Origin of the sequence: Alkaliphilus serpentinus, from assembly GCF_009017255.1 — a bacterium.
Classification (GTDB): Bacteria; Bacillota; Clostridia; order Peptostreptococcales; family Natronincolaceae; genus Alkaliphilus_D; species Alkaliphilus_D serpentinus.
The window spans coordinates 19,340-34,501 of the sequence record NZ_WBZB01000007.1; the positions used below are offsets into that span (position 1 = coordinate 19,340).

Below are 15,162 nucleotides of genomic sequence, written 5' to 3' on the forward strand. Positions count from 1 at the left end.
CTCAGCATCCCCCTTTAAGCTGTAAATCAATTTCATCTATTATTTGTCTAAGCTTTAGCTTAGTCTTATAGCTTACTTTATTTAGAACCAGCCTTGCACTGATTTCCATAACCTCTTCAAGCACTACCAAGCCATTGGCTCTAAGAGTACTCCCGGTTTCTACAATGTCCAATATTACATCCGAAAGACCTAGTAGAGGGGCCAGCTCAACGGAGCCCTCCTGCTTAATAATTTCCACTGACTGACCCTTTGCAGCAAAAAACTCCTTGGCTATATTAGGATATTTAGTGGCTACCTTTAAATGCCTCTTTCCGTCAATACCGCCCTTTCTCCCGGCCACCGCAAGATGACATCGGCCAAACCTAAGGTCTGCCACCTCATAAAGCTTTTTTTTCACCTCTAAAAGAACGTCCTTACCCACAATTCCCATATCAACAATTCCATGCTCCACATATGTAGGTACATCCTGAGCCTTCAGAAACACCACCTGAAGGCCTTTATCGGGTATCTCTTGAACTAATCGCCTATCCTGGGGACTTATATGGTTACAATCGTAACCAATAGCCTGTAATAGCTTTATCTGATCCTTTAGTAATCTTCCTTTAGTTAGAGCAATTTTAACTACCTCCATATCCAACACCTCCAGCTTCACTGCAATTACTGATTACCATTACTTCATCCACCCGTCTATGCTTAATGTAGTTGTCTAAGTCCTCTGCAAGGGCAATTTCAACTATATTGCCTTCACTTCTATCCTTCTTGGCTATCGCCGAGGCCTTGTTATACTTCGAATCCGCCGCCACAATCAAAATATGCTTATTCTTTGATAGGGTATATTCCCCTTGTATTTTTATAGCCTTTATCAACTTATTAACTACGAAGGCAAATCCGGTGGCACTGCAGCTTAAACCGAAATCCTCCATCAACCCATCATACCTTCCTCCGCTTAAAATAACCGTCCCTAATCCTTTATAGAATCCCTTAAAAACAATCCCTGTATAATAATCCATGTGGGCAACCATTCCCAAATCAAGTTGTATATATTCTTCATATCCATATTCCTTAACAAGGTTTAAGACCTTCTTTAGTTCATTTAATCCCTCTTCAACATCCCTAGTTAAGACCATTTCATTGAGTTTTGTAAAAACATCATAAGGATTGCCCATAAGGGTTGGTAGCATTTCAATGAGTTTTTGTGTGTCCGCCTGAAGGTCGAAGGCATCCAACAATTCCTTCAGTCTTATAAGGTTTTTATTTTCAATTGCTTGAAGGATCGCAACCTGATGATCTTCAGTAGTTTCTAGGGTTTTTAGGATCCCTTTAATAATTTTTACTTGCCCTATTTCAATTTGAAATTCCATTAGCCCCAAAGAAAGCAAAGCTTCTATTGCTGTAACAATAGCCTCCACATCTGCTTTATAGGAGTCTACTCCAAAGATCTCAACCCCAGCCTGCCGATATTCCCGCTTTCTTCCCGATTGCTCCTGATCCATTCGAAAAACATTATTTAAATAGGAAAGCTTAATTGGATATGTAAAATCCTTCATTTTAGTAGCCACCATTCTAGCTATAGGAATTGTGCAATCAGGTCTCAAGACCAGAAGACTGCCATTGGTGTCCACCAGCTTAAACATTCGATTTCCATACTGGGATAGATAATCATGGGAAAATAAATCATAGTATTCAAGAGTGGGAGTTTGAACCTCCATATATCCTGCCAATTCCAAATATCTCATTAGTTTCCCCTCTATTTCCCGCCTGAAGTGGCAATCGTCTATTAATAAGTCCTCAACCCCTTCAGGTAAAATAACCTTTTTTTTCATTCCTTCACCCCATTACTTTAATTGATTAAAGCGTTAAACTAATAAAGTATATGAGTGATATTTTAAAGGGTATTTTTATAAAAGTCAATAAATAATTTTGATTTCTGTTGAGTAAAGAGAAAAAGCCTAGAGCTATCAACACCTGGAGGTGTAATATTCAGAAATATTAGACAATTTAAGAGGATAATTGATATGGGATTCAATTTCTTCGTTCATTAAAAAACTCCAATAAGTAATAAGCTTTATTGATTAGGACTTGCTCAGTATGGTAAAATTATAAATAATTATCAAAAATTTCAGACCAATGAACAAGTTTTATAACTAAATTTCATTTTAAAAATATCACATTTCTATAAAATTTAAACTTGTGGAGGGATATCCATGGCTATTATTAAAGGTACCGATACAGCGTCTAAAATAAATCATTATAAAGCACTATTAAACAATCCTTTTTGGATCTACTTGATGGGGATTTCTACGATTTTCTTCATCTTCGCCAATAGTACAGCAACCTACCTTATATCCATCATTCTATTGACCCTAAACCTAGGAGTTATTGCTTATGCCTATTTAGGAGAAGAGCTTCAGCTTCATAATAAAGCCTATAGACATCTAAAAAAGCTTGATAATGACTTTATAATTCTACCCTCCATGAAGATTACTGATGGTTATGAACATGGTTGTACCAGCTATGTAGTTATCTCACCTAGGGGGGTCTTTAATATTAAGATTTTAGACTTTACTGGTGTATTAACGGGGAATACAGAGGAAAGAATATGGGATTTTATAGATTATAGGTTTCCTTATCACCCACAAAAGAAGAGAATCAAAAATCCATTACTGATGATTGATAAAAGCCACAAAATTTTAGAGGGACTCCTTAATAAAAACCACATTGATTATCTATTTATAAGGTCTATTTTAGTAGTAAAAAGTAACCACTCTATTATTCATTCTAACACCAACACTCCTATCATTAAGCTAAAGGATCTTAATGACTATCTAATGGGCTATCAAAATCGTCATCAGGAAAATTCCCTATTAGATATTATTGCTTCAAGTATTATAGAAGGTCAATATGGTGGCTGCTGCAAAAAACTTTATTGCACCGATAATTGATTACTACATAGAATATTCTACATCGCAAGATTTTATTTGGATCTTGCATAAAAACATTTTTTTAGGGTATTAAAGAAAAATAGAATAAATATAATTTGTTAAAGGATTTATCCAATAACACTCAATTAAGGAGGTTGATGGTATGTCTATCATTAAGAAAACAAATAAACCTCTATTTGACAGATTCCTAAAGGACCCCCTCTGGATGTACCTCCTTGGGATTTCATCCCTTACCTTCCTTTTGGTGGACAGCGTAAAGGGTTATATTTTAGCCGGTGTCCTATTGGTTTTATCTATTATAACAATTTACAACTTATACTTAGAAAAGACCGAAACCCTACACCAACAGGTTCTTAGGGAGTTTAAGAGCTTAAATGAAGATTTTACAGTTTTATCGGAGGTAAAACTACAAAGAAATAACAGAAAGGGTTATTCTGATTTTATTGTTATTTCAGCTAAAGGTGTTTTTAATATATGTCTATTAGACTTTGAGGGAGCAATTACAGGCTTTGAAAGCGATACCTACTGGCAATTAACAAAGCTTTCCAGCTATGATGTGACGAAGAATATTATTAGTAATCCAATGAATCATCACAAAAAAAGCCATGGAATTATCGAGGATTTATTAGCGGAAAATAACATAAAATATATCCCGATACAAACCATTGTAGTTATTAGAAATGAAGATGCCGAAATAATCACCAATAGTACTATACCCATCATCAAGGTGAAGAATATTAGGCAATACATTAGTCAGTATTCAGACCGACAGAATATGCATACAATTTTAGATGAAGTCATTGGCATCATGAAGAGTCAAGTTAGGTGCTGCTAAGGGCAGAAAAAAAGCCACAGAGGAGAAGGTCCTCTGTGGCTTATCTAATTCTTAATTTGGTAATACTACTATAATCCTTTCGGCAATAAACAGACTTTGGTCAGTCTGACCTATTATTAGAAGTTCATCTCCTACATCTAACTTTGAAAAGGTTGTTGTACCCGATTGTCCTAAATAAATGGTATCCTTCTTGGTATTAATCTGTTTTGTAATGATCTTACCGTTTTCCTCATATTCTATTTCAATAATCTTTTGCTCATCGTGAATATAGGTAATTACACCAATATATCTTTCGGTTTCCACCCTTTCTGAGGTTTCAAGGCGGATTACTTCGTTACTTTCAATATCTATTTCTGCGAAATAATTTAATCTTAGGTCATAGATTTCAGCTGCCTCACTACCCATTCTAATAGTTGTATAATCGGCAATGATGAATTCTTCCAATACATTATCACTGGACTCTACTACTACGTAGCTCTCCTCACCAATTACAATCTTTCGAATATATCCCTCAGCAGTCCTTCGCTGGGTTGAAGCGTTTACAATCTTTGCTTTATCATACTCTAGTTCTATATGAACCTCATCAGAAACCTTAAGCTTAGAGAAATCAGAAACCTTTCCATCCCTTCGGATAGCTGTATTTTTTTCCATTTCCAGAGTAATCTTTGTTTCATCATTTTGAGTGATTTCAATAACAGGATTACTTGGGGATCCTAAGTAGGTGATGGTTCCCCTAATAAACTCCGTCTTGCTTTCACCTTGGGCTTCAATGTAGCGATCTTCCTTTGCAAACAACTTTACCACATCTCCCACCTCAAAGCTATCAAAGGTGGAATCTTCTCCATTTAAACTAACCAAAAGGTCCTCAGGAATCACAAAAACCTTCTTAGTACCTTTAGAGTCACTTAAGGTAAGTACGGTATTGGTGGATCCCTTTAACAGTTTTTCATAGAAGCCGCTAAAAACCTCCCTTAGGGCAACTGCTCGAATCTCTACCACAATTCCATTCTCAAGCTTTAACTTAACATCTTGTCCATTCTTTATGGCCTCTATATTAGATTCTTCATCATCTAAGAAAATAGCTGCATCCTTACTGACATCATATATTAAGATATCCTTATCATTTTTTATGGTAATAACAATTCTATTACCCTTTACAAGCTGATCTATTGTTCCTTCTTTTTCTTCAACAACTACCTCCTCAGCAGTAGGCTCCTCTACTACCTCTGGCTCTTCTACATCAGTCTCTTCCTCTGTCACTGGCTGTTTTGGAGATGTTACCCCTTCTTCAGCTTCAAACTCAGCTTCATCTAAAAGCTTAGCTGTTAGAGAAATCAGCTTAGCTGCCTCTGCTCTAGTGATCTGATTGTTAGGTTCAAATTTTCCACCATTGCTGTCTTTATTAAGAATTTCCAGCTTCAACATCAAATCAACATAGGGCTTTGCTATAGCAGGGATAAACATATCATCCTTGTAGGGTAGAGAAACGGTCTTGCTCAATTCTTGGTCTCCATATTCAACCAAAACCTTGCCGATATAGGTGGCAAATATAAATCTTTTGATGTTATTGGTATTTCCACCTGTTACAAACTGATTTAATTCATTTTCTTCGACAATTTCTTTACTTACTAGAAAAGATACATGTCCATGGGCCCAAGAAGGGATATTATATCCGGTGTACAATCTACTCTCCTCTGCTGTCGCCTGATGGTTAGATGAGCTATAACCCAGTAGGTTTGCCACCATGGATATAGCATCTAACGAGGTAAGATAGTTATTGGGTCTAAAGGTTGCATCTTGGTAGCCAGAAGTAATTTTTCTATTATATACATCCTCAATATATCCCCTAGCCCAATGATCACTAATATCCGTGAATATTAAACTCTGACTAAAGGCTGATAAGCTGCTGAATAAAAGCATCAACACAATGAATAAAGCAACAAAACTCTTCTGTATTTTCTTCACGTCCACTCCTCCTTACAGTTTTTATATTATTTCTACATTTTACTGGTTTTTCCTGCATTTTTCTAGGTTAATAATTTAAAAAATCGTATTTAAGTCATTAAGCCTATGAAACATTTACATAGACTTTCGTTAATGTAAAAATTAAAAACCAACATCTCACAGAGGGATGTTGGTTTATATATTGTGTATTATGAGTTATTATCTGGATGAAGTTAGAATTCCCTTCTGAATTAGTTGAATTTCATAATCAACCCTTATGTAATCTATTGCTGTTCTTAAATATTCAAACTGAACATTGACTAACTCTTGCTTTTGTGAATTGTATTGTAAAGAGCTAATAAGACCTGAAGAGTATTGAGCTTCCACCTGCTTCATTTTCTCATCTGCAAGAAGCTTGCCTTCAATCTTGGAAACCAAATCTCTTCCCACCTGCCTATGATTGTAAAAAGCTTGCTTTACCATGTGTTCATAGCTTCTCTCAAGAATTAAATGATTTAATTGAGCTTCCTCTAATTCTAAAAGGCCTATTTGATAATCAGTATCTGTCTCTTCATAGGCAATTAGAAGTTTTTCAACAATCTTTTGTTGAACTTCCGTTAGGGTTTTGGAGGTTTCTATTGCTAAATTGTTGGACATAAAGCCCTCTAGTATTGCACTTAGTTCATAAGACTTAAGATTAGCATCTTCAGTCAATTCTAAGGTTAGGTTTAATTCCTCTTCGGGAGTCATGTTCAAATCTGTCTTTAGGGCTTCCTTAGCCATCTCCATTGAATTTTGCAGTTTTTCAAGGCTAATTAATAGATTGCTCCTTTGGCTCTCTAAACTGTTAACGGCTAAATCCGTTGTTAGTTCTAAGCTCTTCCTAGTCTTTTCTAGGCGTATTTGCATGTCTAGAAGGTCTATATTCCCCTCAATTATTTTTTGTTGTTCTTTCATCATAAGAAGTTGATAATAATTGTTGCTAAGCTGATATTTCAATTTTTCAGTTTCCTGTTGTCTTTTTCTTGTGGCTTGCTTTTCTTCTAAAACCATAAGCTCAAGACTTTTCATCATGTTGGCCTCTTGTTTTACCAATGCCTTATAGCTTTCTTCGGCGGCTTCTAACATATGTAATGTTGAATGCAGATAACCATGGGCTACTCTTCCCTCGGCTGAATCACTGTCTGCTTCCAAATACTCTTCTCTAGCATCTTTCCTTTGCTGCTCCATTGATTCTTTATATTTCCTTGCATTTTCAACACTCTTTTGTAAATCCTCATAATCCTCTAGAGTTTCTTCATAACGGAGCTTTAATAACCTTTCGTTAATACCAAGCTTTTGTATTTCAAAATTTTCCTCTAAAAAAACCTTTGTAAGCTCCTCCAAACCCATGGGTTCTACTGCTTCTATTACAACAGTGCTAGATACCAACATAACAAGAACCAATAAAGCTGTTAATTTAATCCTTATGCTTTTCATTCAATCACTCCTATTAAAATAGTTTCAAAATATCAAAATTATATAACCAAATATATATACGCAATCATTTCTATAAAGTTTAGTATTTTTAAAAAAATTTTTAAGGACTCCTATCCATTAAAGGAAATGAAGATGACCTTCAACATTATTGTTCTTTTCCACTAAAATACCAAACCATTGAAAATCCTAAGACAAAGGTTATTAGTACTGTCAGTCCATAGTTATTGGGCAGTAGAGCTCTAGAAGATCCTAAAATTAACCCAGCAAAAAAGTATGATATGATTCCCCTGTGTTTATCATATAGCTTTGCAAGGGTATTTACTAGGGCAAGGATACCCACGGCACTTCCTGCTGCAAAAATCGTTAAGGGAACCATTGCAACTTCCTTTATATAATATAATATTGAATCATAAATCCCTAAAACAATTAAAACTGAGCTTCCAGGTATTCCTGGAATAATCATTGCGGCACTGGCAAAGGCCCCACCGATGAATAAAACAAGCCAATTAACATCTTCTCCGGCATTTACGATACTGATAGGGTCCCCCACCATATAATAACCAGCTATAAAACCGACAGCTAGAGCGGTAAGCCTTTTTGCATTGACCCCAGGGCAGGATTTTAAGACGGACCTAATGGAGGCCAACAAACAGCCTAATAAAAAGGCCACCGTAGCATCCCTATAGGTTTCGAAAACTGCCGCAAAGGCAAAGGCCCCCATGAAAATTCCCGCAATAGATCCAATCAAAAGAGGAATATAGGGTTTTATATTAAGCTTCACCAAATCCTTTATTAAATTTTCATAAATACCGAAAATGACAAATACCGTTCCGCCGCTCATGCCTGGCATAACGATTATAAAGCCTAGGATAAAGCCTTTTATAATCTGTTCCATAATGTCCTCCCTATACTGGTGGAATACACAAACATTTTTAGTACTTCCATATGCACTTATAAACTCCTCTTAAATGATAAATAAAAAGGTATATTCCTATCATATGTAGTATATATAAGTATGACTAAATTTACAACAGGAGGTTTAAGTATGAAGCTTATAGATTTTAAATCAAAGGGATGGTATTCCCTTATTATAGACTTGGCGAAGCAATTTGGTAAGCATGAGGTTCCAGCACTGGCAGCTCAGGTTACCTACTACTTGATTCTTTCATTCTTTCCTTTTTTGATTTTTTTAATTACATTAGTTAGTTATACACCCTTGACTAGCGAAACCACAATCAAAAACTTATTAGACTTTCTCCCATATGACACTTATATATTTGTTATAGACATCATCAATCAGGTGGTGGAGGGAAGAAACACAACTCTTTTATCCATCGGTATGATTACTACCCTTATTGTAGCCTCCAATGGTGTAAGAGCTCTGATAAGGGGAATTAATAAATCCTATAACCTTGATGAAACTAGGCCCTTTTGGAAAAAACGAATTATAGCCATTTTATTTACAATAGCCCTATCAGGGGTTATCTTGCTTTCCCTTGTATTATTGGTTTTTGGTCATCTGTTGGCAATGCTCTTATGGAACTTTTTAAATCTTCCTGACTATTTTAAGGATGCTTGGTCAATTATTCGATACTTATTATCCTTAGCTATTCAATGGATTATCTTTGCTTGCATATATATATACACTCCCGAAAGAAAGCCAAAATTCAACTGCGTGATTCTAGGTACCACCTTTGCTACCTTCGGTTGGTTGGCTACCTCCTTTGGATTCGCCACCTATGTAAACAACTTTGGTAACTATGCCAGCACCTATGGAAGTATAGGGGGGATTATTGTATTACTCATTTGGTTATATCTAAGTAGTATCATTATTCTAACTGGAGCAGAAATAAATGGCTTCGTCATCAAAAAAAATAATCAATATAAAAATGAGGTCACTAGCTGACCTCATTTTGTAGATTGATGACAAAGTCATCTAGATTACAGACTGATCAAAAGTTCTTAGATTCGAGGCGCAATCAAAAACAGCGATTGCTGCGTATATAGTAATACGTAAGAATGCTGATTTTGTGAAGCAACAAAGAATATGAGGGCTTTTCATCAGTCTGAAATGAGGTCACTAGCTGACCTCATTACTGTTTAAATATCGGGGTAATTGCAGATCTATTGTAAGTATATGATTCTTGAGCCAATCAACTAAAAACTGTACTAAATTAATGGAGATTTCCTCTTGCTCTTGGTCAATATCACTATTTGTTAATAGTTCTACCTTCTCAACAAAGGCTGAATGCTCTTTCTTATGTTTTTTAAAATAAGTCCAAAAGTTGGCCAGCTGTGTCTCATCTTGAAACTTACTTAGGGCCTCCTTCATAAGAAGTTCCTCGCTATTAAAATGATTCATTGTATAATTTCTAAGATCCATTAGAACCTCTACAATTTTATCATAATTATCATACTTAAGCTGATGTAGTATCTCCTCCTCCAATCGATTAATTAATTCTACAAGATATTTGTGTTGATGATCTACTTTCTCTATTCCAGTTTCAAAGCTGCCTTCCCATTTTAGCATAGCACCATCTCCCTTCAAGCTTGTATATACCTCATTTATATTATTACATCACCTTTATGATTATTTTACTATAATTTTTGTATTATAGCCAATATTTTTCAGTTGTTATTGTAATAATTCGTCGAAATTGATATAATTTTCTCATAATAAGCTTTTAGGAGGCCTTTATGACAAAGGACAATAAAGACTATTATGGGTCGGAAATCTATATAAAAAATCAATACATTGTCCATCAAGGTCATTTAACAAGACAGTACGGAAGATGTGTGTCTTTTGTTGCTTTCTTTATTATGCTTTTTTCCCTTTACGTAGATATAAATATCTTTAAGTATCCTAAAGGAATATTAATTGGTAGAGTAATACTTACAACCATTTATGCATTATATTTTATTTTTACCTTTACCCCCTACTCCCATAGTCCAAGAAGGGTTATAAAATATTATATTTATTTATTAATTGCTGGAATGCTATTTGCTGTTTTCTTCAATGTTTTAGTATTTCAGAAATACAATGAGACCTTTGATTATAGAGGGACACAGGTCCTCTTTCTTTTCATGCTTTCCACAGCCTTTTTCCCATTGGGGGGTAAGGATAAGGTTGTTAAAATTATAACTTATCCCGTGGCTCTTATGGTGATTGTATATATATTTTTCAAGGATATGGGAAGTTTATCAGAATGGTTTAAGTACTTAAATGTATTTATCACAATTTTGTTAATATCTCTTTACTATAATTCTTATTTAAGGAAGGATTATGCTGAGTTCAAGCTCAAGAAGCTTGCTCAACTACAGATTCACAAGCTCAGTAGTGAAATAGAAAGCAGAAAAAATCAAGAAAGGGTATTGCAACGGAAGGCAAACGTAGATGAGCTAACAGGAATTTATAACCGAAGAAATGGTCTTGAGGAATTAGAAGACCTAATGATTCTTTCTGATAAGGATGGAAGACCCCTTAGCATCTGCTATATCGATTTAGATAATCTTAAGAGAATCAATGATACGTATGGTCATAGCGAGGGAGACACTTATATAAAAACCTTTGTAGATATTATTGAAGGCCAGCTACGATCTCGAGATTTATTTATACGGCTGGGAGGGGATGAGTTTCTAATTGTTTTATGGAATACTACCCCCCAACAGGCAGAAAAGATTTGGAGCAGAATTCAGGATCATATTGATTATTGTAATAGAAATGGTATACGGAATTATAAAATCAGTGCAAGCCATGGAATTGAAACCTATTTCAATAGTAACTACGAAGATGTAAATGCCTTAATAGAAACTGCTGATAGAAAAATGTACTTCGATAAGAAGAGAAAACCCTTTCGATAAAAGGGTTTTTTTATTTGTCGAAATTTGCTTATTATTTCTTGTAAAGGATATATAATGTTAAAGATACAAGATTATAGGGGGCATATAATGAAAAGCATAAAAAAAATCATCGCTGTTTTGGGTACTCTATTATTGGTAATTTTATTGACAATTTCTCTATTAACCCTCTTCTACTATCGGAACATTTTTAACAAGCTAGAGGATCTGGGTCTTGCTATAGACGAAGCAAAGGGTAGCTATTTAGAAATGGATCTACCTATTAAGGTTTTAAATAATGTCATTCAGATGGATACGTCTAATGGCATTGATATAGATAGGGCTGAAAGAATGCGAGAAGCTTATATAGATAATCATAAAGCTTTATTAGAGAAGACCGAAACTTTAAATGCTAAAGGAAAGAAAATTGTTGATGCCACTGAAGCCCTCATTAAGTGGAGACTACTTTTTAGAGATGATTATAGTACTTTAATGGAAGCTGTTGATAATGCTTCTGCAACTATTATGGAGCTACTACCCTACATTGAAGCTTTAACACCAACAGAAGAGAACAAAAGCAATACAATCTATGAAGCAATGAATAAATACCTAGAAATAGAAAACAGCATAAAGGCTGCTTCGCAACAGCTTGATAGCTTAAAGCGTAAGACTACAGATGAATATATGCATGTAAATCTTTGGGGGTACTTAGTGCTAATTTTAATTGCCTTCACATTAGGTGCCATCCTTACTAAACTCCTAAGAAAAACCATCCCCTATATCATGGAGGGATTTAAAAAATTAGATAGGCATCATTATGACATTGATTCACTCCCTAGACTACATACACAATTTTCCGAGGAAGAGATGATTACCAATCTAGTGACTTCAGTCCTTAATGAGCAGGCCATTATTCACCAAATAAAGAATATAGCAGGGAGTAAGTTTCTCCTAACGGATGTGATAGACAATATTTTTGAAATTACTAAAGATGTATTAAGCACCGATAGAATTGGTGTTGCCTTCGTTGATTATAGTACAAATGCCGTTATCGCCGAGCATGGAGTCTTTAAATACAATCAAATATTATTAGGTCCTGGCTTTAAGGTGAGCTTTAAGGATACTACCCTAGAAAAACTTATTAAAGGCAAGGAATCTAAAATTACTCATGATATCTATAAAGAGCTAAAAAGAAGGCCCCATAGTGAATCCCTAAAGCTGTTGAAGGATGAAGGAATAAAATCAAATATGATTATTCCAGTTATTGTGAATGATATAGTGATAGCTCTGCTGTTTTTTAGCTCCTGTCAAGAATACAACTATGATCTAAAATCCTTAAGGCTAGGAGAGAATATTGCTTATGAGTTATCCTCTATTATAAGTAAAACCTATTTAACACAGAAAATGTTTATACACGTTACAAGAACCTTTGCAGACATAGTTGAAAAAAAGGACCCAGAAACTGGCGAACATTTAAATAGGATGACTAGCTATTCAAAGGTCATTGCTGAGGGGTTACTAAATCATCACAATACTAGCTACTCTGTTAATCAATCCTATGTTAATGATATAGAAAATAATGCTGCCATCCATGATATTGGAAAGGTTGGTGTGCCGGATATCATTCTTAATAAGCCTGGTAAGCTTAATAGTGTTGAATGGCAAGCCATGAAACAACACACAACCATTGGGGCGGAGGTTCTGTTCAGTCTTAAAGAAAGCTTAAAGATCTTTAATAACAACTTCTTTGAAATGGCCATCGAGATTGCTAAGTATCATCATGAGAGATGGGATGGAACAGGCTATCCAGAAGGCTTATCTGGACTTGATATTCCTTTGTCGGCAAGAATCACAGCCATTGCCGATGTATTTGATGCCGTCTCCTCCAAGAGGGTTTATAAGGATCCCTCTAGCTTCGAAGATACAGTTGCCTTAATTAATCAAGGCTCTGGAACCCATTTTGATCCACAGCTTGTTGAGGTATTTAACCAGTCCTTAGATAAAATTCGGATGATATATGAAGGGGAAGATGCTAATAAAAATGCACAAGCTTCTTAATCAAAAATAAAGGTTGAAGGTTGAGAATTAGAGATCATATTAAAAGGTCTAGATTTTTACCTCCATTTATTATAAAATTGTAGATAAGTTATTAAAATTTTTTAAGTACAGTTTTGTAATAATTAGGGAGGTTTTTTTGTGGATAAAGGTATTATGCAATCATCTATAGAATTAAGAAGAAAAAGGGGAATATTAGCAGTAATTGGGGGAACCTTTGCCATATTCCTTCCGGGCTCACTGGTTTTTGGATTTCCTGGGTTGATGGGTCCTGTATGGAGAGAAATGCTTTCAATAGAGTCAGGAGCCCTAAGCTATATTATGTTTTTTATGCTGGCCTCCTTAGGAATCTTTATGTTTTTTGTAGGTAAATGGACTGCTAGTGTTGGAGCAAAAAAGCTCATTATTATCGGAACAGTCCTAACAAGTCTTGCAACCTTCATGATCGCCTTTGTTTCAAATTTTCTTATGATCTATCTATGGGCATTTTCAGTGGGAGCTGCATCCTGCTTTATTTATTCACCAGGTATTAATTGTGTTCAACGATGGCATCCTAATCGTAGGGGTTTGGTTTCAGGTATTGTAAACTTAACCTTTGGTATATCAGCAGCTATTATGGTGCCTATATACAGAATCATGCTTGAACTTGTTGGTTACCAAGCCCTATGCTTGGGTATATCTGTAATAACCCTAGTGGTTGGTTTAATTGCAGCACAATATACCGAAATACCAGAGAAGGTAAAGGGGATTGCTGTAAATACTACTAATAGTCCTAAGGTACCACAATCCACCCATGGATCTATGACTCCAAAGGAAGCCATGAAGACCAGAAACTTCTGGTTGCTATGGGCAGTATGGGCCTTAATGGGTGCCTCAGGAGTTAGCATGGTAACCATGTCAGTAAATTTTGGTATGTCAAAGGGCTTTAATCTTGCAACAGCAGCAACCATCCTTACAGCCTATAATCTTACAAACGGAATAAGCAGAATTTTATCTGGGGCAATTTCAGACATTATCGGAAGAAAAATAACCCTAGGGATAACTTTTGTGGGGGCTGCCATTGCTTATATCCTCTTACCCTTTGCAGATAGTCTACTAACCATATCGATACTTGCGGCCTTTGTAGGCTTTGGTTATGGTACATTATTTGCTGTATCCGCTCCGATGATTTCCGATTGCTTTGGTTTAAAGCATTTTGGTGTGATTTTAGGGCTGGTATTTACAGCCTATGGCTTTATAGCCAGTATTATTGGACCAGCTGTTAGTGGATATCTGCTGGAGCTTACCAATGGAAATTATCAAATCGTCTTTTACTATTTATCAGCCTTCGCAATTATCTCTGCAGCATTAATTATGATGGTAGTAACGCCAAAAAAAGCCTATTCAGGCGAATGTTGAATGATGAATGTTGAATGTTGAATTATTGAATAAATTTGCTTTGAGCAAATTTCCCTATATTTTCAATTTTCAATTCTCAATTTTAAATTTATAAAGGGGTTGGGTTTATGGTAGAATTTAGAACCAAAGAAGAAATACAAAATCTATACGTCAGAAGGTATGACCAGCTAGATGTCTTTGCCCTTGAGGAATTGGGACGGGAATATGATCATTTTATGAAGGATCTTAAGAATTGCAAATCAAGGGAAGAGGTTATGGAGTTCTTCGAAAACAAAATTCATATTAATGAGCAAAGATTTCGCAAAAGCTCCAATATCGGAAGTGTAGAGTCATCTCCTTGTAAGGACTTTTATACGCTATTGGCATCTTATGGAATGATTGTATTTTTTAGAGATCATATTATTAAGGAGTAATAACAAAAGCATTTCATGCGTTAATTTTCTATGGTTAAAATGCTTTTGTTTTCCAGAGAACCCATGCGTTCTCTAGGACACTTCGTTTTCGGTCGCCTCACCGTCTCGGCGCCGTTCGTGGCATAGTGCCACTTATTCGTGACACAACTCACCTCTCCTTACTTTAATAAGGGGGAACGCCCCCCTTAACAACCTCCCATTTCATAGGACTTAAAATGAATCCTATGAAATAAAAAAGCTGTTCTATTATGGATTAAAT

At 35.5% G+C, this 15,162-nt stretch carries 13 protein-coding genes; 7 read left to right on the forward strand and 6 right to left on the reverse strand.

What is annotated here, in order from left to right; all coding sequences use genetic code 11:
* Position 1 precedes the first annotated feature (1 nt).
* Positions 2-631: an ATP phosphoribosyltransferase gene (hisG, locus tag F8153_RS02060; RefSeq protein ID WP_151864691.1), complete on the reverse strand. Its 630-nt coding sequence runs from the start codon at positions 629-631 to the stop codon at positions 2-4.
* On the reverse strand, positions 618-1,823 hold the full coding sequence (gene hisZ / locus F8153_RS02065; RefSeq protein WP_151864692.1) for an ATP phosphoribosyltransferase regulatory subunit: 1,206 nt from the start codon (positions 1,821-1,823) through the stop codon (positions 618-620). Before hisZ ends, hisG begins: the two co-directional genes overlap by 14 nt.
* Before the next feature lie 381 nt (positions 1,824-2,204).
* On the opposite strand from hisZ, the gene F8153_RS02070 reads away from it, so the two are divergent.
* Together F8153_RS02070 and F8153_RS02075 are read left to right on the forward strand one after the other, a co-directional pair.
* Complete coding sequence (locus F8153_RS02070; protein WP_151864693.1) at positions 2,205-2,942, forward strand: nuclease-related domain-containing protein; 738 nt, start codon at positions 2,205-2,207, stop codon at positions 2,940-2,942.
* 142 nt (positions 2,943-3,084) lie between these two features.
* Positions 3,085-3,777 (forward strand): nuclease-related domain-containing protein, encoded by a 693-nt coding sequence (locus tag F8153_RS02075; protein WP_151864694.1) that lies wholly within the window; start codon positions 3,085-3,087, stop codon positions 3,775-3,777.
* 51 nt (positions 3,778-3,828) lie between these two features.
* Here F8153_RS02075 and F8153_RS02080 read toward each other — a convergent pair whose 3' ends face one another.
* From F8153_RS02080 to F8153_RS02090, 3 genes are all read right to left on the reverse strand, one after another.
* Positions 3,829-5,742 (reverse strand): S-layer homology domain-containing protein, encoded by a 1,914-nt coding sequence (locus F8153_RS02080; protein WP_151864695.1) that lies wholly within the window; start codon positions 5,740-5,742, stop codon positions 3,829-3,831.
* A 198-nt stretch (positions 5,743-5,940) separates the two neighbouring features.
* Positions 5,941-7,200 (reverse strand): TolC family protein, encoded by a 1,260-nt coding sequence (locus F8153_RS02085; protein ID WP_151864696.1) that lies wholly within the window; start codon positions 7,198-7,200, stop codon positions 5,941-5,943.
* Positions 7,201-7,345: 145 nt separating this feature from the next.
* The gene (locus F8153_RS02090) at positions 7,346-8,095 is read right to left on the reverse strand and encodes a DUF368 domain-containing protein (RefSeq protein WP_151864697.1); all 750 of its coding nucleotides are present in this window, start codon (positions 8,093-8,095) and stop codon (positions 7,346-7,348) included.
* Positions 8,096-8,245: 150 nt separating this feature from the next.
* On the opposite strand from F8153_RS02090, the gene F8153_RS02095 reads away from it, so the two are divergent.
* Entirely contained in the window at positions 8,246-9,106 is an 861-nt protein-coding gene (locus F8153_RS02095; protein WP_151864698.1) for a YihY/virulence factor BrkB family protein, read from the forward strand.
* 174 nt (positions 9,107-9,280) lie between these two features.
* On the opposite strand, the gene F8153_RS02100 is transcribed toward F8153_RS02095, so the two are convergent.
* The gene (locus F8153_RS02100) at positions 9,281-9,730 is read right to left on the reverse strand and encodes a bacteriohemerythrin (protein ID WP_151864699.1); all 450 of its coding nucleotides are present in this window, start codon (positions 9,728-9,730) and stop codon (positions 9,281-9,283) included.
* A gap of 167 nt (positions 9,731-9,897) precedes the next feature.
* Between F8153_RS02100 and F8153_RS02105 the strand changes: the two genes are divergently transcribed.
* The 4 genes from F8153_RS02105 (at position 9,898) to F8153_RS02120 (ending at position 14,903) form a co-directional block, all read left to right on the forward strand.
* Positions 9,898-11,061, forward strand: coding sequence for a GGDEF domain-containing protein (locus tag F8153_RS02105; protein ID WP_151864700.1), 1,164 nt, complete (start codon positions 9,898-9,900; stop codon positions 11,059-11,061).
* A gap of 87 nt (positions 11,062-11,148) precedes the next feature.
* Complete coding sequence (locus tag F8153_RS02110) at positions 11,149-13,095, forward strand: HD-GYP domain-containing protein (RefSeq protein ID WP_192929614.1); 1,947 nt, start codon at positions 11,149-11,151, stop codon at positions 13,093-13,095.
* A 138-nt stretch (positions 13,096-13,233) separates the two neighbouring features.
* Entirely contained in the window at positions 13,234-14,490 is a 1,257-nt protein-coding gene (locus F8153_RS02115) for an MFS transporter (RefSeq protein WP_243136866.1), read from the forward strand.
* 107 nt (positions 14,491-14,597) lie between these two features.
* Positions 14,598-14,903, forward strand: coding sequence for a hypothetical protein (locus F8153_RS02120; protein ID WP_151864702.1), 306 nt, complete (start codon positions 14,598-14,600; stop codon positions 14,901-14,903).
* Positions 14,904-15,162: the final 259 nt, after the last annotated feature.